Source organism: Lysinibacillus macroides, from assembly GCF_001281525.1.
Classification (GTDB): Bacteria; Bacillota; Bacilli; order Bacillales_A; family Planococcaceae; genus Lysinibacillus; species Lysinibacillus macroides.
In genome coordinates this window covers 93,489-112,221 of the sequence record NZ_LGCI01000014.1, presented here as the reverse complement: position 1 = coordinate 112,221, position 18,733 = coordinate 93,489, and the positions used below count along the sequence as shown (strand labels likewise).

21 protein-coding genes are annotated in these 18,733 nt (G+C 34.8%); 2 read left to right on the top strand and 19 right to left on the bottom strand.

Annotated elements, in window-relative coordinates:
- Nucleotides 1-240 precede the first annotated feature (240 nt).
- From ADM90_RS22485 to rpsF, 9 genes are all read right to left on the bottom strand, one after another.
- Nucleotides 241-867 carry a hypothetical protein gene (locus tag ADM90_RS22485; RefSeq protein WP_053997093.1) on the bottom strand — a complete coding sequence of 209 codons (627 nt, stop codon included), beginning with the start codon at nucleotides 865-867 and terminating at the stop codon, nucleotides 241-243.
- On the bottom strand, nucleotides 849-1,721 hold the full coding sequence (locus ADM90_RS22480; RefSeq protein WP_053997092.1) for an ATP-binding cassette domain-containing protein: 873 nt from the start codon (nucleotides 1,719-1,721) through the stop codon (nucleotides 849-851). The genes ADM90_RS22485 and ADM90_RS22480 overlap by 19 nt, the downstream gene beginning before the upstream one ends.
- Nucleotides 1,708-3,531 carry an ABC transporter permease gene (locus ADM90_RS22475; protein WP_053997091.1) on the bottom strand — a complete coding sequence of 608 codons (1,824 nt, stop codon included), beginning with the start codon at nucleotides 3,529-3,531 and terminating at the stop codon, nucleotides 1,708-1,710. The genes ADM90_RS22480 and ADM90_RS22475 overlap by 14 nt, the downstream gene beginning before the upstream one ends.
- 94 nt (nucleotides 3,532-3,625) lie before the next feature.
- Nucleotides 3,626-4,048 (bottom strand): hypothetical protein, encoded by a 423-nt coding sequence (locus ADM90_RS22470; protein ID WP_152928069.1) that lies wholly within the window; start codon nucleotides 4,046-4,048, stop codon nucleotides 3,626-3,628.
- A gap of 800 nt (nucleotides 4,049-4,848) precedes the next feature.
- Entirely contained in the window at nucleotides 4,849-5,064 is a 216-nt protein-coding gene (locus ADM90_RS22465; RefSeq protein WP_053997089.1) for a hypothetical protein, read from the bottom strand.
- A 598-nt stretch (nucleotides 5,065-5,662) separates the two neighbouring features.
- Nucleotides 5,663-5,944 (bottom strand): phage integrase N-terminal SAM-like domain-containing protein, encoded by a 282-nt coding sequence (locus ADM90_RS22460; protein ID WP_053997088.1) that lies wholly within the window; start codon nucleotides 5,942-5,944, stop codon nucleotides 5,663-5,665.
- A 193-nt stretch (nucleotides 5,945-6,137) separates the two neighbouring features.
- Nucleotides 6,138-6,374: a 30S ribosomal protein S18 gene (gene rpsR, locus ADM90_RS22455; protein ID WP_004233359.1), complete on the bottom strand. Its 237-nt coding sequence runs from the start codon at nucleotides 6,372-6,374 to the stop codon at nucleotides 6,138-6,140.
- Between the two features lie 40 nt (nucleotides 6,375-6,414).
- A complete protein-coding gene (ssb, locus tag ADM90_RS22450) occupies nucleotides 6,415-6,984 on the bottom strand; it encodes a single-stranded DNA-binding protein (protein WP_053997087.1) in 570 nt (189 codons plus the stop codon).
- A 40-nt stretch (nucleotides 6,985-7,024) separates the two neighbouring features.
- On the bottom strand, nucleotides 7,025-7,312 hold the full coding sequence (gene rpsF, locus ADM90_RS22445; protein WP_053997086.1) for a 30S ribosomal protein S6: 288 nt from the start codon (nucleotides 7,310-7,312) through the stop codon (nucleotides 7,025-7,027).
- Nucleotides 7,313-7,478: 166 nt separating this feature from the next.
- On the opposite strand from rpsF, the gene ADM90_RS22440 reads away from it, so the two are divergent.
- Nucleotides 7,479-8,027, top strand: coding sequence for a DUF3267 domain-containing protein (locus ADM90_RS22440; protein ID WP_053997085.1), 549 nt, complete (start codon nucleotides 7,479-7,481; stop codon nucleotides 8,025-8,027).
- A 58-nt stretch (nucleotides 8,028-8,085) separates the two neighbouring features.
- Here the strand turns inward: ADM90_RS22440 and ADM90_RS22435 are convergent, their stop codons facing one another.
- From ADM90_RS22435 to ADM90_RS22420, 4 genes are all read right to left on the bottom strand, one after another.
- Nucleotides 8,086-9,126 (bottom strand): acyl-CoA dehydrogenase family protein, encoded by a 1,041-nt coding sequence (locus ADM90_RS22435; protein ID WP_053997084.1) that lies wholly within the window; start codon nucleotides 9,124-9,126, stop codon nucleotides 8,086-8,088.
- Nucleotides 9,127-9,315: 189 nt separating this feature from the next.
- Nucleotides 9,316-10,416, bottom strand: coding sequence for a redox-regulated ATPase YchF (ychF, locus tag ADM90_RS22430; RefSeq protein ID WP_053997083.1), 1,101 nt, complete (start codon nucleotides 10,414-10,416; stop codon nucleotides 9,316-9,318).
- 97 nt (nucleotides 10,417-10,513) lie between these two features.
- On the bottom strand, nucleotides 10,514-10,714 hold the full coding sequence (locus ADM90_RS22425; protein ID WP_053997082.1) for a DUF951 domain-containing protein: 201 nt from the start codon (nucleotides 10,712-10,714) through the stop codon (nucleotides 10,514-10,516).
- Between the two features lies 1 nt (nucleotide 10,715).
- Nucleotides 10,716-11,588 carry a mechanosensitive ion channel family protein gene (locus ADM90_RS22420; protein ID WP_053997081.1) on the bottom strand — a complete coding sequence of 291 codons (873 nt, stop codon included), beginning with the start codon at nucleotides 11,586-11,588 and terminating at the stop codon, nucleotides 10,716-10,718.
- A 91-nt stretch (nucleotides 11,589-11,679) separates the two neighbouring features.
- On the opposite strand from ADM90_RS22420, the gene yyaC reads away from it, so the two are divergent.
- The gene (yyaC, locus tag ADM90_RS24115) at nucleotides 11,680-12,312 is read left to right on the top strand and encodes a spore protease YyaC (RefSeq protein ID WP_083448658.1); all 633 of its coding nucleotides are present in this window, start codon (nucleotides 11,680-11,682) and stop codon (nucleotides 12,310-12,312) included.
- On the opposite strand, the gene ADM90_RS22415 is transcribed toward yyaC, so the two are convergent.
- From ADM90_RS22415 to mnmG, 6 genes are all read right to left on the bottom strand, one after another.
- Entirely contained in the window at nucleotides 12,229-12,945 is a 717-nt protein-coding gene (locus ADM90_RS22415) for a DUF554 domain-containing protein (RefSeq protein WP_053997080.1), read from the bottom strand. The genes yyaC and ADM90_RS22415 overlap by 84 nt on opposite strands.
- 74 nt (nucleotides 12,946-13,019) lie before the next feature.
- The gene (locus ADM90_RS22410) at nucleotides 13,020-13,871 is read right to left on the bottom strand and encodes a ParB/RepB/Spo0J family partition protein (RefSeq protein WP_053997079.1); all 852 of its coding nucleotides are present in this window, start codon (nucleotides 13,869-13,871) and stop codon (nucleotides 13,020-13,022) included.
- Nucleotides 13,864-14,625 carry a ParA family protein gene (locus tag ADM90_RS22405; RefSeq protein WP_053997078.1) on the bottom strand — a complete coding sequence of 254 codons (762 nt, stop codon included), beginning with the start codon at nucleotides 14,623-14,625 and terminating at the stop codon, nucleotides 13,864-13,866. The genes ADM90_RS22410 and ADM90_RS22405 overlap by 8 nt, the downstream gene beginning before the upstream one ends.
- 310 nt (nucleotides 14,626-14,935) lie before the next feature.
- The gene (gene noc / locus ADM90_RS22400) at nucleotides 14,936-15,832 is read right to left on the bottom strand and encodes a nucleoid occlusion protein (RefSeq protein ID WP_053997077.1); all 897 of its coding nucleotides are present in this window, start codon (nucleotides 15,830-15,832) and stop codon (nucleotides 14,936-14,938) included.
- Nucleotides 15,833-16,011: 179 nt separating this feature from the next.
- Nucleotides 16,012-16,728, bottom strand: coding sequence for a 16S rRNA (guanine(527)-N(7))-methyltransferase RsmG (rsmG, locus tag ADM90_RS22395; RefSeq protein WP_053997076.1), 717 nt, complete (start codon nucleotides 16,726-16,728; stop codon nucleotides 16,012-16,014).
- A gap of 101 nt (nucleotides 16,729-16,829) precedes the next feature.
- Complete coding sequence (gene mnmG, locus ADM90_RS22390) at nucleotides 16,830-18,722, bottom strand: tRNA uridine-5-carboxymethylaminomethyl(34) synthesis enzyme MnmG (protein ID WP_053997075.1); 1,893 nt, start codon at nucleotides 18,720-18,722, stop codon at nucleotides 16,830-16,832.
- Nucleotides 18,723-18,733 lie beyond the last annotated feature (11 nt).

Below are 18,733 nucleotides of genomic sequence, written 5' to 3'. Positions count from 1 at the left end.
AGTGGTCAATGGAATAACAGCAAATTAGGCTAAGGCTATTGGGTTACAAATTAAAAATTCTTTTAAACGTTTCCATGATTCAAGTCAGTTCAACTTGCGTGGAGAGTATATGGAAACACATGGGTGCGGTTGATTTAAGTAAAATACTTAGTCTAATATAAAACTAAGTATTTTTTCATTCTAAACATTCATTTGTTACTTTCCATGCTGGTAACCTAACTTTGTTACGAATAGAATTATTTAAAAATTAATATTAAACTTGCTTCGATATTTTATTAAAAATACAGAACCTAAGTAAAGAATTATTACAGCAATTAATTGCCACCCTATGAAATCATTTACTTCGGTAAAGGCTTTTGGCCGATACCATTGAGACAAATAAAACGGACCTTGTCCCATACCTGTCGTAAACATTCCAAATGTCAAATAAAATAAAGGAAAAATTACCCCTAGACCTGAGTGTTTGAAAAATGAAATGGAAAAAGAAGCAATTGCAAAATAAAATAATATAGATGTAAAAGCACTTAAGAAAAATGCATTATTAATATACTTACTGACAAGAAGAGTAAAAGCTAAACCAACAAGAACACTTAATATTAAAGGCCGAATCATCCCAGTCTGCCAATGAGAAAGAGGTAATGTTATGAGAAGTTCTTTTTGTTCCAGTGAACCTATATGACTAAATAAAGCTACTATTGGTAATATTGATAGTGGAAATAACAATAAAACAATTGTTCCTTCTCCCATCTCGTTCATACCCAATTGAAACTCAAGAAGGATAAATAATAAGGTAAGTATAGGTATTAAAAAAAACGCCCAATATACTTTTATTATATAAATAAGATAAGTTAGTTCTTTTGTAACCAAACCATATAACCTTCTTCCAATGTAGGATGTACTTGAACTGCTAGCGGATGCGGTTGTTCATTATGAATAATTCGTAACGTTATTTGATTAGAACTAGGTTCATCCATAATATTACTAATAAAGAATTCCTTTTTCATAAGCATGGAGTTATAAGCAGTTGAATCAACTGTAACTGTCCAAACAAGTTGATTCGCAATACTGACAACATCTTGCACATGAGAATACTTCATAACCGTCCCCTTGTTCATAAGTAATACCTCGTCACAAGTCATCACAATATCTTCAGTAATGTGGGTTGAAAATAGAACAATTCGTTCTTGAGCAATTCGTTTTAATAAATTTCTAAATCGAATACGTTCTTCTGGATCTAAGCCAGCAGTTGGTTCATCCACAATTAACAATTGTGGATTATGCATAATAGCTTGAGCAATTCCAACTCGCTGCTTCATACCACCAGAAAGATTCTTTATTTTAATATTTGCTTTGTCTTCCAAGTTAACTTCGATTAATGTTTTTAAGGCAAGTTCTTTTATTTGCTCTAATGCCATCCCTCTTAATATCCCGATATATTGTAGATATTCAATAATCTTCAAATGCGGAAACAGTCCGATATGTTGTGGCATATAGCCAATATGTTTTCGAATTTCTTCTTTGTTTTTGTCCCAATTTAAATTACCTAATGAAATTGTTCCGGTTGTTGGTTCAAAATATGTGGATAAAATACGTAATAAGGTTGTCTTTCCAGCGCCATTAGGACCTAACAATCCAACCACACCCTTATTTAGGTTGAAAGAGGTTTTTTTTAAAATATCATGATCCTTAACTTTTTTTGAAATGTCATTAACGATTAGCATTATTAGCCTCCAAATCTTCCACCATTTGTTGTAATGATAAAACTCCCTTTGTTTGCTGATACCATTCTATAATTAAATGTTTTTTTTCTTCTTGTGATAGTTTTGGATAATAAGTTAATAGTGTATTAATTTGACCAGGGTCATATTTATTTTTTAAAAAATTGATCCAAGATTCATGCGTTATCACATCGAAAAATACAGCTTCGAATAAACTTGTTTCTCCTACATTCAAAAATAGCTGATTTAAAATGGCACTATTTTGTACAAGATTTTCATCTTCAAAAAAGTAACATTCATCTGGATTAGCACTAAAAGTAGTATAAGTTGTTAGAGTATAATAATTTTGGCATGTCATAGTAACTTCTGTTAATAATTTTTTATTAATCTTGTCGATTTCCGTTTGAACACGCTGTTTATTTAAAATAATTTCATCTGTATTTTTGAAATATGGATACGTACTTTTATCTTTTGTTATAAACTCTCCTTTTAATAACGTTGGACCGTACATGTAACCTTTCCAATTTCCGGTATTATCTAATGATAAATTACTAATAACTTTATCATTATTTTTGAATTTTATATTGTAGTGTTCTTTTCTACTTTCATTAAGAGGATTTGCTGCCTCTAGTGGATTCATTGGATACCAAGGAGTTGTACCAATTAACTCAAAAGTAGTAGGACCAACAGATAAGTATTCTTTTGTTTCTACTAAAAAAGTTAGTTCCCCGGTTGATTTAGGAAGTGATAATGTCACAATATTATTTTTGTGTTCAAAGTTAATTTCTTCGGTATTAAAAAGAACTTTTTGTATTTTAAAATCATCCCACAGCGCTAAATGAACTTCATTGAAATCAGAAAAAATTTCAAATTTCACCTCATAACTTAGTTCTTGTCTATTTTTATGATGGTCAATAACAAATGAATAATTATCCAGATTATAAGAATAGGCATTCTTATTTTTAAAATTAGTTATTTCAAAAACTTTTCCACTTAAATAAGAATGTTGTTGCTCATTAATAATTTGCGGAACAAAGGGTGAGATAAACGGAATTAAAACACTTGCTGTTAATAGTAGAAAAAGTCCACCTTTAACAACTTTTTTTACTCTAAATCTTAAAAGTATAAATGTTGTAATTAAAATTAATAACATGAAAATACGCTGTACATATATACCATTATTTATATGCATATTTTCTAACGGGAGAATAGAAGGTATAGAAGTAATGTTAGGATCTCCGTTTATTAACCACGCTCCAACAGATGTTGGAATAAAACCTAACATAGAATTATAAGGCATAATTAAAAACCAAATAAAAATCATAAAAATATAACTAAAAATATTTGGGATGAATGTAAATACGATATAACCAATAATTATTGAAAAATAAAATGGTAAAAACCACATAAAGAATGTATAGAGTAACGTGGTTTTAAATAAATAAAATGTTAACTGTTCAGATGAATTGTAATGAATATAGGCTAGTAAAGTAGTGTAAAAAATTGCGTAATATCCAAAAGTAATAAAACCCCATATAACTAGTTTATTTATACTCATCTGATTATAAAGAGGTAGTTGCTTGAATTGTTCTATGATGAAATTCTTTTTTTCTGTCCGGACTTCTTCAGCACCGTAGAATAAAAATAATAGATTAATTGTCATAACAAAATAAACCATTAATGGTAAAACCGAAAAACTCGTTAAATTATTTTTTGGTAAAACAATACTAACAATAATAGATGTAATAAATAATATAGACCATTTGGGTTGTCTAAAAAAATTATATAAGTCGTATTTTATACTATGTAACATTGGTTACCCTCCCAACTGACGACTAAGTAGAAAAAGTGTCCTAGCAAGATTATTAAACTTTTAACTAATAAGTTGGTTCGTGTAAGCTAGATAGTTATTCTTTTAAAGTCGCTCTGAGGTTAAGTGTCGTATCGCCTCTAGCAACTACATAATACCCATCGCTATTATTTAAATAATAATTAATATTAGCCGCTGGCTTATTTTGCGAATTAACATTAACCGAATACAATTCATTATCTGGCCACCATGATATGGATTGCATTAAAACACTTTCCCCAAAGCCTGTTCCACCCAATATATCTGCTCTAAGTTCTGCATATCCTCCCACAGCATAAAATATACTACCTTCTTTTCTTGATTCATTAATTACTTTGTTCGCAGTAGATGTTGCTGCGAATGCTTGTGCTGAAAATAAAATTGTGATTGATAAAATTAAAAGTGAGATTATGGATACTTTTTCTTTGCTAATTTTTGAAGTCAATTTAAAGCCAACCCCTTTTTTGTATTGTTTTGCCAAGACACAACTAAATCTTACTTTATATACCTAATTAAGTCAAATTTTATATATTATTATATATTTACATAAATATGGATCTATCAATAAATTATAGTTTATTTAGTATTTATTGAATAATTTCATGTTTTTATATAGAAGAAAAGCGAAAACTTACGTATATGAACAATCGTTAGTTGTCTTCTTTTAAAATGAGTTGCGAGACACATTCCATCTGCTATGATTGGGTGACAAAATAATATACTGAGATAACCTATTTATATTATTGGTTTATAATTATATTTAGGGTAACAAATACCTTGGATGCGATTTTTTCTAGAGTTTATGATAGAGTGCTAAAAAATAAAAATTTTGGATGATAAATTTATTTATATCAGTTACCTTTTTATTTGTTTTATTTTGTATACTCATTAGAGTCATGCGACGCAACTACTACTACACAACCTTTAAGGTTGAATCTAAATAGGACATTTTTGCCCTATTATCAGATTCCCTCAAAGGTTTTTTTGCGTTTCCAAATAAATAGTTAAATACTTTGAGGACAAGTGAAAATGTATGACAACATAACAATTGGAAGGTCGCTTTAATGCGAAGAAAGAGGGATTTATATTGATTTTTGTGAATCAAAGGACCTGAATTTTCAAAATTAATGAAATTAGTTTTGATGTTTACGTCTTCACAATAACCTAACTGGAGGATTTTAAACGAATTAATTGCTAAACAAGGGATGGTTCAATAAATTTGAAGCGTCCCTCTATTTTTGAATTGAATACTCTAAAATAGCACTATTGATCTGCTTTAATCTAAAGCTTAAAAATTAATTTTCTTCTTTTATATATAGTAATTCCACCATCCTCGGAAATTTTAATTGAGAGACCAAACGTTGAAGCTTCATAAGTTGCAATAGATCTTGCTCCACCTTCAATACTATATTCATTTTCTAATTCTTTTAATTCATTATTTTCACATGCTATTAATTGTTCTACAACATTAGTAGCTGATACGGCTTTCTCTTTCAATAGCTGTAAACATTGTTTCTACACATTTCCTACTAATTGGTTCGCTAGTATTACCTTTTGAATGAGACACAAAGATATAATCAACGGCAGCTTTTTGAGGGCGATGGTATAATATAATCATCCACTGCTTGTAACAAATCTCTTGATACGGGTACAGTTCTCTCACCTGTTTTAACAGTCTATCAAGTGATTCATTTGCCCTCTCAATTAAATAAATGTTGCCTGTTTTATCTATTGGATCTGGGTAATCAACATCATTAATTCTAAGATGCAATAGTTCTGATACCCTAAAACACCGTTTCATATAACAATCTAAACATCAACTTATTTCGAGCTTTTAACGATTCGTTTTTCTCTCAAATTATATCAAAGACACTGTAATACTTCTCTACAGTATTAGGATATAATCTCTTTCGATCACTTTTCCTCTTTAATTTTCTTTTAAAATAATTTTGGAGGTCTTTATCCCAATTATTAGTTACATGTCGTAAATATCTTCGGTTCTGTTGTGGTGCATATCCTCTTACTTTGACTAATGGAGATTCTTCAACAAATCCTCCCATTGCTTCAAAATGCCTGAAAAAGGAACTTAACGTCGCTAAATATCTATTAAGTATTGGAGGGGAACTCTACCAAATGCTTTTCTACTATCAATGTATTCGACAAAACTAGTTATGGATGTTGACTTTACATCATAAAATTTTAAATCTTCACGTTCTAACCATAAATAAAAGACTTTCAAATTATCTAAATAGCTTTTAATTGTGTTGGGTGAATAGCCTTTACTCTGTAAGGTATTCGTAAAATCTAAGACTTCTGAAATAATCCTCAGATTATAATCAACTAATACAAAAGATGAAAATGTTTTCTCAACTTTCATAATAACCCCCCATAAACTGAATAAAGATTAGGTATTTCACCAGCAACTATTTATTAAATTTTTTAGATATTTTTTACAATAATTATACCAAATATCTAATTAAACAACCTTCACCTTTGCAACAATTTCATTTATATAAATAAAAAAAGCACAACAAGAGTTGATTAAACCTTGTTGTGCCTTTATTTATATCTTATTTATCTTCCGCTACGAATGGAAGTAATCCCATAATACGAGATACTTTAATAGCTGAAGTTAATTTACGTTGGTACTTTGCACTTGTGCCAGTTACGCGACGTGGTAAAATTTTACCGCGTTCAGAGATGAATTTCTTTAAAAGATCTACATCTTTGTAATCGATATGCGTAATATTGTTTGAAGTGAAGTAGCAAACTTTACGGCGTTTGCGGCCTCCGCGACGTGGTGCCATAGTGTGTCTCCTCCTTATCTTTTTTTATCTTTTAGAAGCATTAGAATGGAAGATCATCCTCTGATACTTCTATTGGTCCTTTGCTATTCGCAAATGGATCCTCATCTACACGTGTATAATTCGGCTGATTCATAGGTGGTTGATTTTGCTGATAAGCATCGCCGCCATAGGAACCCTGCCCTGGCATAGCGCCACCAAACTGTTGTTGTGGTTGACCACCGCCATATGACGGTTGGTTATTACCGTAAGTTTGTCCACCACCATATTGAGGAGCAGGAGCACCGCCACCACTACGGGGTTCTAAAAACTGTACGCTATCCGCTACAACATCTGTTGTGTATACTCGTTTACCGTCTTGTCCTTCATAGCTGCCTGTTTGGATACGACCTTCTACCCCAATCAAACTTCCTTTTCGCATAAAGTTCGCTAGGTTTTCAGCCTGTTTTCGCCATGCAACACAGCTTATAAAGTCTGCCTCACGTTCACCCTGTTGGTTTGAGAATGTACGATTAACAGCAACTGTAAATCGTGTGGACGCAATGCCATTTGGTGTATAACGTAGCTCAGGATCTTTTGTTAGTCTTCCAACTAATACGACACGGTTTATCATCAGAATACAACCTCCTTTTCAGCATTTTGTTAAAAAATGATTAAGCTTCTTCACGAACAGCAATGTGACGAATGATATCTTCACTGATATTAGCAAGACGTGTATACTCGTTGATTGCTTCTGAAGTAGCGTTTACTTTTACGATTTGGTAGTAACCTTCACGGAAGTCATGAATTTCATAAGCTAAGCGGCGTTTGCCCCACTCTTTTGACTCGATAACTTCTGCACCGTTAGAAGATAGAATTTCGTTGAAGCGTTCAACTAATGCTTTCTTCGCTTCGTCTTCAATGTTTGGACGTACAATGTACATTAATTCATATTTTCTCATCTATTTACACCTCCTTATGGACTTAGGCTCTCCTCTAGTAAGGGAGCAAGGAGTAAGTAATTAATTATTACTCACATCAATGAATTGTAACACATAGATAGGTGTCTTTCAAGTCGCAAAGTAATAATTCATTTTATATAATGGAGGAGCGGAAAGGAGAGCTTTTATGCTACCAGACAAAGAGCCGATCATCATTGAAGTCGATTTAAAAAAGCTAATGATGGACAATATTGTTGTTACAATTGGTCTTGTGCTATTATTTACAGCCATTCAATACATTTGCTTTAAGGATTTTCATTTTTCTATTTGGACCATGATGGGCGGTACAGTATTATTTGCTATTTTATATATTGTTTTTATTGTTCTGCATGAAGCCTTTCATTTAATCGGCTTTATGATTTTTGGGAAGGTGCCTTATAAATCTTTAAACTATGGCATTAATTTAAAGCTTGGTATTGCCTATGCAACAACTAATCAGCCTCTCCCTAATCATGCTATGAAAAAGGCTTTATTATTACCATTTTGGACAACTGGCGTCCTACCAACTATCATTGGGTTTTATTGTAATAGCACCGTTTTTGTATTGATCGGCGCTTTTTTAATAGCAGGAGCTGTAGGTGATTTTGCTATGTATAAAGAATTACGCAAATATCCAAAGGATGCGCTTATCCAGGATGACCCCCATTTGCCTAAGCTATATGTATATCTCCCTTAGCAAAAAGAAAAGTAGGCTGTTAGGAAAGTAAATGTTCGCTAAACAGCCTACTTTTCTTCTAAGGTGTTAAAAATCCATGCTGTGCTGCTGTATATAGGTTTCGCCAAATGCGGTTAATGGTAGCTGTTTCAGTAATAGCATCCATCCCTAAGCTACGCACTAAACTATTTGCTAATTCCACGCAAGCTGCAGCGATTTCTTTACTCATTTGCGTAAACTGTAATAGTTCTTCCTCAGTTAATTGACTACCTTGCTGATGCTTTTGCCAGTATGTCGATAACATTGTATAGAACCGCTCTTCATATTGTTTAAAATGCTTCTGCTGCTGTATCACTAAAAATTGCAATGCACCAATACGTTCAATTCGGCTAACGTCATGTTGTCGTTGCTTTATTAAATGAAGCGATTCCTCTAAGAAATTTTCTGTTATTCCTAAGCAAACACTTAAAAAAGATGCCTCTGCAAAAGTGATAAATGGAAAGCTATGTACTGAATTACCATAATTATTTTTAATCGACCCTAATTGGAAGGTAGCCTCCTGTGGCACCCATATATGATGAACACGAATGGTATGGCTAGCTGTAGCCTTTAGCCCCATTGCTCGCCAATCATTTAACACCTCAACATGCTGACGATTCATCGAGCAACTAATAATATTTTCTGTTTTTACACCATCCTGTTCCACAAAGCAATTCATTGTAAAGGTTGTGGCATAATCAGCGCCACTACAATATTTCCACTGTCCCGTTACATAATAGCCGTTATCCGTTTTAACAGCGATACCTGTTGGATAGCCACTACCTGCTATCACAGCATTTTTAGGTGTATAGACCTTTTCGCAAATATCTTTATTGAATGCTGGAATAAATGCATTACCACCTGTCCCAATTGTAATAAGCCAGCCGAAATTACCATCAAGCGCAGACATTTGCTGAAATATCTTTATTCCCTCTAATAAGTCTAAATCTTTACCGCCTAATTCTTTCGCTGTAAATAATTTAAACAATTGCTGTTCATAAATAAAATTCAACACATCCTGTGGTAGCTTACCTAGCTGCTCAAATTCTAATCCACGTTCTTTAATTCGTATTGCATCCATTTCTTCGCCTCCACATGTTAAAAGTTCAGCTAATTCTTTATAAAAATAAAAATCCGCATAGCTACTGTAGGAAGAGCACGAGATTTAGCTGATACGTATACAACAGATACACCTCGTGCCTTGCTCACAGAAAGCGATGCGGATTTTTATAATGTGATATTAAGGGCTTTTTAAGTCATTGCACAAAGCTTATACATTAAAGCGGAATAACATAATATCGCCATCTTGAACTTCGTAATCTTTCCCCTCGAGACGTACTTTACCCGCTTCTTTCGCTGCTGCTTGAGAACCAGCCTCTAGTAGATCATCATAGGCAACTGTTTCTGCTCGAATAAAGCCACGTTCAAAGTCCGTATGAATAATACCTGCACATTGTGGAGCCTTCATCCCTTTACGGAACGTCCATGCACGTACCTCTTGTACACCTGCAGTGAAATATGTGGCTAAGCCTAATAAATCATAAGATGTACGAATTAATTGATCCAAACCTGATTCCTTAATACCTAGCTCTTCTAAAAACATTGCTTTTTCTTCATCATCAAGCTCAGAAATTTCTTCTTCGATTTTTGCACAAATTGTAATCACTTGAGCACCTTCAGCAGCTGCATATTCACGCACCTTTTTCACATACTCATTGTTATCAGCATCTGCTACTTCATCCTCAGAAACATTTGCCACATATAGCATTGGTTTAATAGTTAACAAATGAAGACCTTTAATAACCTTTAGCTCATCCTCTGATAGTTCAGCAGCACGGGCTGGACGACCATTTTCTAATTGTTCTTTAATTTTTACCAACACAGGCTCTTCCATCATCGCATCTTTATCTTTTTGCTTTGCCATTTTGCTAACACGTTGTAAGCGTTTATCGACAGATTCTAAGTCTGCAAGTGCAAGCTCTAAGTTAATAACCTCAATATCATCAATTGGATTCACTGCACCTGATACGTGTGTAATATTTTCATCTACAAAGCAACGAACAACTTGGCAAATTGCATCTACTTCACGAATATGAGCGAGAAACTTATTTCCTAATCCTTCGCCTTTGGAAGCACCCTTTACAATTCCTGCAATATCTGTAAACTCAAATGCTGTTGGGACTGTTTTTTTGGGTACCACTAATTCTGTTAACTTATCTAAGCGTGCATCAGGGACCTCAACGATACCAACGTTCGGATCAATCGTTGCGAATGGGTAGTTTGCAGCCAATGCGCCCGCTTTTGTAATTGCGTTAAATAATGTTGATTTGCCAACGTTAGGTAAACCAACGATTCCAGCTGTTAATGCCATGGATGGACACAACCTTTCTATACTCAGTTCAAATTTTCTCTTATATAACCTTATCTATTATATTGATTCGCTTAGGAAAAGTCTAATATGCTTGATATTAAGCCTCATTAGCAGAAATTAAAACCCTTTTCATTTTTTTCTCAAATTCACGGCGTGGAATCATTACGCTATGCTGACAACCCTCACATTTAATACGTACATCCGCGCCCATCCGAATGATTTTCCACTTATTTGTACCACATGGATGTTGTTTTTTCATTTCAACAATATCATTTAAACCAAATTTCTTTGCTTCCATTTTACTCACTTCTCCCCTCATCTTTACCATAGAACATCATTTTTGGATAGGCCATTGGTATATTATTTTCTTCAAAGAGCTTTGTAACATCTCTACGAATAATACGGGCAATACCATATTGTTGCTGTGGTAATGTTTCAGCAGCTATACGAATGGTTACCTCTGTTCCTTTAACATTTTGCACACCTAAAAATACTGGAGCCGCTATTAATTCCTCATGCAATTTAGGCAATGTCTCTAAATACTTATGAATAACCGTTTCAGCCTTTTCAAAATCAGCATCTGTAGTCATTTGTAAATCTATAAAAATTTTAGAGTTGTTAATAGAATAATTGACGACTTCGCCAATAGCACCATTAGGTATGATGAACTGCTCACCAGTAGCCCCATTAATTTTGGTTGTACGTAAGCCAATTTCTACAACCGTACCTTCTGCCGCATTAATTTTTATATAATCCCCAACACCAAATTGGTCTTCAAAAATAATAAAGAATCCTGTAATAACATCCTTTACTAAGCTTTGAGCGCCGAAACCTATTGCTAAACCAACAATTCCCGCACCCGCTAACAAACCAGCAACTTTAATTTCTAGTGACGAAAGAATACCAATAATGGCTGAAAAATAAACAACATAGGAAATGACGCTTTGCAACAATCTCGCAATTGTGCGCTGGCGACGCTCTGAATGATTTAATGGTGAACGCATACGCATTAAAAATACTTTATTAATAAATTTTTTCCCTAATCTTACAGCTAGCCACGATACTAATAAAATGATGATTATTTCAATGGATGCATCAATAATTCGTTCCCATAATGCCTGAGATGTTAGCTTATCCCAGTATCTATCCACTAATTCCTTACTCTCTTCCATTATTACCACCTCTTGAATAACATGTTAAAAATTTGTGTATACTGCATAAAAATTAGGCACTTCTAAATTTAAGAAGAAAGTGAGTTTTTTTATGAATACTATACCAAATTTATTACTACCTTATTCCCTTCATCACGAAAGTAAAAATACTGTTTGGCAATTAAGCACATTATTTTTAGAACATATACCATTTCAACATGAACGATTAATTTTTTGTTGTATTGGCAGTGATCGCTGCACAGGCGATACACTTGGGCCATTAACAGGTAGCTTCCTAAAAAAATCCGTTAGTTTTCCCTATGAAGTTATAGGTTCTTTAGAGGAGCCCTTACATGCTCTAAATTTAGGTACTACGATGCAACAGCTATATAATCATACTACAAAACCATTTATTATTGCGATTGATGCCTGCCTTGGCAATGAAGAAAATGTGGGGCATATTTCAGTACAAAGTGGACCTATTTTTCCTGGAAAAGCAGTAAAAAAAGAATTACCTCCAATTGGAGACATTTCCGTAAAGGGAATCGTCAATATTGGAGGCTTTATGGAGATGCTTGTGCTACAAAATACAAGACTTCATATTTCTTACGCAATGGCTGAAAAACTTGCAAGAGCCTTTTTACTAGCTGCTCATCGTTACTCATTGAAAAATGTAGAAGATAGCAACCATAACCCCAACAACGATAATACCTGGCAGCAGGTTAGCAGCCTTGATCTTAGTTAGGCCTGCTATATTTAAGCCGATCGCCATAATCATTACACCGCCAACAGCTGTCATTTCTGTAATAAACATTTGTAGTGCAGCATCGGGAATAAATAAACTAATAACCCCAGCAAAAAGAGCTATTAACCCTTGATAAATAAAAACAGGCACTGCAGATAGCAGTACACCTATACCTAATGTAGATGCTAAAATAATAGAGGTAAAACCATCTATCAATCCTTTTGTAATAAGTACATTATGATCATTACGAAGACCGCTATCAAGTGCCCCAATAACAGCCATTGAACCAACAACAAATATTAGTGAGGCTGTTACAAAGCCCTCTGCTATACTAATTTGATTTTGAGCGTTACGTTTTGTATGAAATAATGTTTCTACCCATTTTCCAAGACGATTCATTTGTCGGTCTAAATCTAACCATTCACCTACTACTGTTCCTACCACTAAACTTACTACTAATATGATAAAATTATCGCTTTCAAAGCCCATTTTTATTCCTAATAATGCTACTGCCAATCCAATAATAGATAATACAGTAGACTTCATTGATTCAGGAATATTTTTAAAAATACGCCCAACTAATGCCCCTGCTACAATTAGCCCTGCATTAATTAATGCTCCAAGTAATACCACGCTAAAGCCTTCCTTCTCTCTAAAAAATAGAGAGCGCCTGCTTGCTCGGCGCTCTAATTAAATTATAGAAATAATCATTCCTGTTCCTGTAAATTTAATATTTCTAAAATACGCTCTAAATCATCTTCAGAATAAAATTCGATTTCAATTTTCCCTTTATTGTTTGTTTTTTTGATTTGAACATTCGTTCCAAAGTAATCACGTAGCTGTGATTCTTTAGCTGCTACAAAAATATCCTTTTTCTTCGGTGGAATTGTTTCACGTGAAACTTCTTCGTTTAGGTTTTGTACAAGCATCTCAACCTGCCGTACATTTAAGCCTTGTTTAATTATCTTATCAGCTACCTCTGATATTCTTCTTTTATTTTTTAAGCCAAGTAATGCACGCCCTTGTCCCATTGATAGAATGCCTTCATTTAGCAAGTGACGCACATCTGGAGGTAAAGCTAGCAGGCGAACATGATTGGCTATATGTGGTCTACTTTTCCCTAAACGCTTAGAAAGCTCTTCTTGTGTTAAATGCAAGTTTTCCATTAGGCTTTGATAAGCTTCAGCTTCTTCAATTACGGTTAAATCTTCGCGTTGAAGATTCTCTAAAATCGCTAGCTCCATCATTTGTGCATCTGATAGATCTTTAACAATAGCTGGAATTACCTCTAAACCAGCCATTACACAGGCTCTATAGCGACGTTCACCCGCAACAATTTCAAATTTACGTGCTTTTTTTCGTACAGCAATTGGTTGTAAAATACCATGTTCCTTTATAGAATCTGCTAACTCTTGTAAAGTTTCTTCATCAAAAACTTTCCGAGGCTGAAATGGGTTCGCAACAATACTATCTAATTGAATTTCTTCTACCTGTCCGCTTTGTTCTAATGACTCTCCTGGAAATAATGCACCAATGCCTTTTCCTAAACCTTTAGCCATTTTTAATCACTTCCCTCGCCATCTCTAAATAAACTTCTGCACCTCTTGACTTTGCGTCATAAGTGATAATTGGTTGCCCATGACTCGGCGCCTCACTTAAGCGCACATTACGAGGAATGATTGTTTTATATACTTTATCTTGAAAATATTTTTTTACCTCATCAATAACTTGTAAGCCTAAATTTGTTCGTGCATCCAGCATTGTAAGTAACACACCATCAATATATAGCTGCTGATTCAAATGCTTTTGGACAAGACGAACTGTTGATAATAACTGACTTAACCCCTCTAATGCATAATATTCACATTGTACAGGGATAATCAATGCATCCGAAGCTGTTAAGGCATTAATCGTTAATAGTCCTAAGGATGGTGGACAATCAATAATAATATAATCAAAATCATCTTTTACATTCTGAAGTGCATGCTTTAAACGCACTTCCCTTGAAATGGTTGAAACTAATTCAATTTCAGCACCTGCTAGTGAGATGGTTGCTGGTACTATTGATAAGTTTTCTACACTTGTTTTTTGAATGACATTTTCAACATCTTCATCGTCAATTAGCACATCATAAATACATCCTTGGACTTCTCCCTTATCGATACCAAGCCCACTTGTTGTATTCCCCTGCGGATCTGTATCGATTAATAGCACTTTCTTACCTAAGTATGCTAGGCAAGCGCTTAAATTGACCGAAGTTGTTGTTTTACCTACGCCACCCTTTTGATTGGCGATTGCTATAATTCTACCCATTTAAAAGCACCTGCTTTCATCCATCAAAGTTCGCTTTGATAAATCATTTGTAAAATCACTGTTTAATCCGCTCTCTATCTTTCATTCTATCAAAAAAAGAGAAAAGAGTTGTATAAAATATTGAGAATATAAACAAAAAAGAGACATCTCTCTCGACTTTCTGAGATGTCTCTTTCTATTTTGTAAAGATAAAGTCTTTTAATTGTTTTTTCAATTATTCAGGCGTTGTAGCAGAACTTACGTTTGACTATTAATTGCATTACAGCTTATTTAACTACAGATTCCCCTTTTGGTATTGCCCCAACCTTTATTATAGCTTTTTCTTTTTAGGTATCTTCACTGTAATTTGATAGTATTCCTCTGTATCTTCTTCTTCTGTTTTTACTGTAATACCGCTTTTTGTTACCATTGTTACCGATTGTTTAATCGTATTTAAAGCAATGCGTACATCTTTACTAATAGCCTTACGCTTTGGCTTCGCTTTCTTTGGTGCTTCTTCCTGCTCGTCTGTTTCTGGATGTAATATGGCTTGAATCTGCTCTTCTAGCTGACGAACATTCCAATCATTATCAAGTGTTTGCTGTAGAATTTCTAATTGTAACGGTCGATCCTTAACCGCAATTAATGCACGTGCATGTCGTTCAGAGATTTTACGCTTTAAAATAGCTTGCTGTACTTCATCAGGCAGCCTCAATAAACGTAATTTATTGGCTACAGTGGATTGTCCTTTTCCAAGTCGTTGGGCCAGTGCTTCCTGTGTTAGCTCATGAAGCTCTAATAATTTTTGATAGGCTACTGCTTCTTCAATTGCAGTTAACTCCTCACGCTGCAAGTTCTCAATTAACGCAATAGAGGCTGTTTCCTTATCAGTTAAATTACGTACAATAGCAGGGACCTCTGTCCATTGTAGCTTTTTCATTGCTCGATAACGACGCTCACCGGCAATGATTTCATATTGATATTCTGATGTTTTACGTACAACAATTGGCTGAATCACACCATGTGTATGGATGGTTCTCGATAATTCTTCAATTTTCTCATCATCAAAAATAGTCCGGGGCTGAAAACGATTAGGTACTATTTGATCAATAGGCAATTTTATAACTTCTTCCGCTGCATGAGCCGCCTCTGCTTGTTCTACTTCATTTTTCACAATAGGCTCTGTTTTACTTCCGCCTCCAAAAAAACGTGAAAAAGGACTTTTCATCCAAGTGGCACCACCTTTAAGTAACTATCTTGCTCTGTGTCATTCTATTATTATTTATTATATTTCCTCAAATGTATATAGTTCATAGATGTCTTTTGCGTGAACCATCCCTAACTAGTATGTATGCTCAAAATAGAAAAAATATTTTCTACTTTGAAAAGTTTCACATGAAACACTAATTATTGAATTGGTGTTTTATTTGGTACACCTGGCTTACGCGGATATTTTTTAGGCGTTCCTTTTATTTTATCAAATATATATAAAATGCGGTCACTTTCTTCAACAGGTAGTTTGAAAGAATACTCTTCTTTCAATTGAGCACCGAATGTTGTTAGCGCTTTTTTAGCATCCTTCAATTCTTCTGCTCCGGCTGCGGCTTTTAAAGCAACAAAATATCCACCCTGTTTTGCTAGTGGGACACATAGCTCTGCTAAAACAGCTAAACGAGCTACAGCACGTGCTGTTACCACATCAAATTGTTCACGATAATTTGCATTTTGACCAAATTCCTCTGCCCGAGCATGTACAAAATGCATATTCTCTAATTGTAGCGCATCACTGAGATGATTTAAAAATGTAATTCGTTTATTTAAAGAGTCTACAATTGTGACCTGTAAATGTGGAAAACAGATTTTAATAGGGATACTAGGGAAACCAGCTCCTGCTCCAACATCACATACCGTTACTACCTTTGAAAAATCAAAATAAAATGAGGCACTAATTGAATCAAAGAAATGCTTTAAATAAACGCCTTCTACATCAGTAATAGCAGTTAAATTCATTTTTTCATTCCACTCAACAAGTAATTCAAAGTATTTTTTAAATTGTGCAATCTGCTTTTCGGAAAGCTCAATGCCCTTCTCCTTTAGTGCCTCAATAAATTGTTGTTCATTCATGTAAAGTCTCCTTTATCAATCTGGCGGTACTATTATAGTATAGCCTTAAAAATAGGAAGCGGGCACACTCATATGCCCGCCCCTTATTCACTTTACGGTTATTAGCTACTTACTCGTGCGATTTTACCTTGTTCGATATACACAAGAAGAATTGAAATATCTGCTGGATTCACACCTGCAATACGAGATGCTTGTGCAATGGAAAGCGGTGTAACCTGTTTTAATTTTTGACGCGCTTCTGTAGCTATTCCTGAGATCGCGTCGTAATCGATATTTTCAGGAATCTTTTTATTCTCCATTTTATGCAGTTTTTCTACTTGTTGTAGTGCCTTTTCAATATAGCCTTCATATTTAAGCTGAATTTCAATTTGCTCCTTCACTTCTTCTGTCAGTCCAATATCTGTAGGAATTAATGAAGAAATTAGCTCATAATGCATCTCTGGACGTTTCAATAAATCTGCACCACGTATACCATCCTTTAATTCACTACCACCAACAGAACGAATAGCAGCCTGTGTTGCTTCATTTGGCTTAATAATTACCTCGCGAAGACGTGCAATTTCATTGTCAATCAATTGTTTTTTCTCATTGAATTTTGCATAACGTTCCTCTGAAATCATGCCCATTTTATAGCCTAGCTCCATTAAGCGTAAATCAGCGTTATCGTGACGTAGCAGCAGACGATACTCTGCACGAGATGTTAATAAACGATATGGCTCATTTGTACCTTTTGTTACAAGATCATCAATCAACACACCGATATAGGCATCAGAGCGGCTTAAAATTAACTCACCTTTAGCAAGCACGTTAGCAGCAGCATTCATTCCTGCCATTAAGCCCTGTGCAGCGGCTTCTTCATAACCAGATGTACCGTTAATTTGACCCGCTGTGTATAAGCCTTTAATACGCTTTGTTTCGAGTGTTGGCCATAATTGCGTTGGCACAATTGAATCATATTCAATCGCATAACCCGCACGCATCATTTCTGCATTTTCTAAGCCTGGAATGGATTTTAATAAACGTGTTTGCACATGTTCTGGTAGACTTGTTGATAAACCTTGCACATACACCTCACGCGTATTACGGCCTTCTGGCTCCAAGAAAATTTGGTGTCGCGGCTTATCATTAAAACGCACAACTTTATCTTCAATAGACGGGCAATAACGAGGACCTGTCCCTTTAATCATTCCTGAATACATTGGTGAAAGATGTAAATTCGCTTCAATAATTTCATGCGTTTCAGGGCTTGTGTATGTTAACCAGCAAGGTAGCTGTTCCATTATAAATTCAGTTGTTTCAAAACTAAATGCACGTGGAACATCGTCTCCTGGTTGAATCTCTGTTTTGTCATAATCAATTGTACGGTTATTCACACGTGGTGGTGTACCTGTTTTGAAACGAACAAGATCAAACCCAAGCTCTTTTAAATTATCGGCTAAGCGGATCGAGGGTTGTTGGTTATTAGGACCACTTGAATATTTAATGTTACCAATAATAATTTCACCACGTAGGAAAGTACCTGTTGTCACAACGACTGTTTTAGCACGATAAACGGCGCCAATTTGTGTAATGACTCCTTTCACTTCCCCATCCTCAATCATCAGCTCTTCCACCATTCCTTGATGGATTGTTAAGTTTTCAGTTTCCTCCAACACACGTTTCATCTCTTGCTGGTATAAAACTTTGTCCGCTTGTGCGCGTAATGCACGTACTGCCGGACCTTTCCCTGTATTCAACATTCGCATTTGGATATGTGTTTTATCAATAACTTTTCCCATGACGCCACCTAAAGCATCAATTTCACGTACGACAATTCCTTTGGCAGGGCCACCGATCGATGGATTACATGGCATAAATGCAATCATATCTAAATTGATTGTTAACATGAGTGTCTTAGCACCCATTTTAGCCGCAGCATGTGCAGCCTCAGCACCTGCATGACCTGCGCCAATTACAATAACATCAAACGTGCCTGCCTCATATTTTGTTGGCATGCTCGTATCTT

What these genes read in the sequence shown, in the direction of transcription:
- ychF (WP_053997083.1), bottom strand. Translation starts at nt 10,416, where the DNA reads ATGGCATTAACAGCTGGAATCGTTGGTTTACCTAACGTTGGCAAATCA.
- rsmG (WP_053997076.1), bottom strand. Translation starts at nt 16,728, where the DNA reads ATGAATGAACAACAATTTATTGAGGCACTAAAGGAGAAGGGCATTGAG.
- ADM90_RS22420 (WP_053997081.1), bottom strand. Translation starts at nt 11,588, where the DNA reads ATGGAAGAGAGTAAGGAATTAGTGGATAGATACTGGGATAAGCTAACA.
- noc (WP_053997077.1), bottom strand. Translation starts at nt 15,832, where the DNA reads ATGAAAAGTCCTTTTTCACGTTTTTTTGGAGGCGGAAGTAAAACAGAG.
- yyaC (WP_083448658.1), top strand. Translation starts at nt 11,680, where the DNA reads ATGAATACTATACCAAATTTATTACTACCTTATTCCCTTCATCACGAA.
- ADM90_RS22475 (WP_053997091.1), bottom strand. Translation starts at nt 3,531, where the DNA reads ATGTTACATAGTATAAAATACGACTTATATAATTTTTTTAGACAACCC.
- ADM90_RS22480 (WP_053997092.1), bottom strand. Translation starts at nt 1,721, where the DNA reads ATGCTAATCGTTAATGACATTTCAAAAAAAGTTAAGGATCATGATATT.
- rpsR (WP_004233359.1), bottom strand. Translation starts at nt 6,374, where the DNA reads ATGGCACCACGTCGCGGAGGCCGCAAACGCCGTAAAGTTTGCTACTTC.
- ADM90_RS22435 (WP_053997084.1), bottom strand. Translation starts at nt 9,126, where the DNA reads ATGGATGCAATACGAATTAAAGAACGTGGATTAGAATTTGAGCAGCTA.
- ssb (WP_053997087.1), bottom strand. Translation starts at nt 6,984, where the DNA reads ATGATAAACCGTGTCGTATTAGTTGGAAGACTAACAAAAGATCCTGAG.
- mnmG (WP_053997075.1), bottom strand. Translation starts at nt 18,722, where the DNA reads ATGCCAACAAAATATGAGGCAGGCACGTTTGATGTTATTGTAATTGGC.
- ADM90_RS22405 (WP_053997078.1), bottom strand. Translation starts at nt 14,625, where the DNA reads ATGGGTAGAATTATAGCAATCGCCAATCAAAAGGGTGGCGTAGGTAAA.
- ADM90_RS22425 (WP_053997082.1), bottom strand. Translation starts at nt 10,714, where the DNA reads ATGGAAGCAAAGAAATTTGGTTTAAATGATATTGTTGAAATGAAAAAA.
- ADM90_RS22440 (WP_053997085.1), top strand. Translation starts at nt 7,479, where the DNA reads ATGCTACCAGACAAAGAGCCGATCATCATTGAAGTCGATTTAAAAAAG.
- rpsF (WP_053997086.1), bottom strand. Translation starts at nt 7,312, where the DNA reads ATGAGAAAATATGAATTAATGTACATTGTACGTCCAAACATTGAAGAC.
- ADM90_RS22460 (WP_053997088.1), bottom strand. Translation starts at nt 5,944, where the DNA reads ATGAAAGTTGAGAAAACATTTTCATCTTTTGTATTAGTTGATTATAAT.
- ADM90_RS22410 (WP_053997079.1), bottom strand. Translation starts at nt 13,871, where the DNA reads ATGGCTAAAGGTTTAGGAAAAGGCATTGGTGCATTATTTCCAGGAGAG.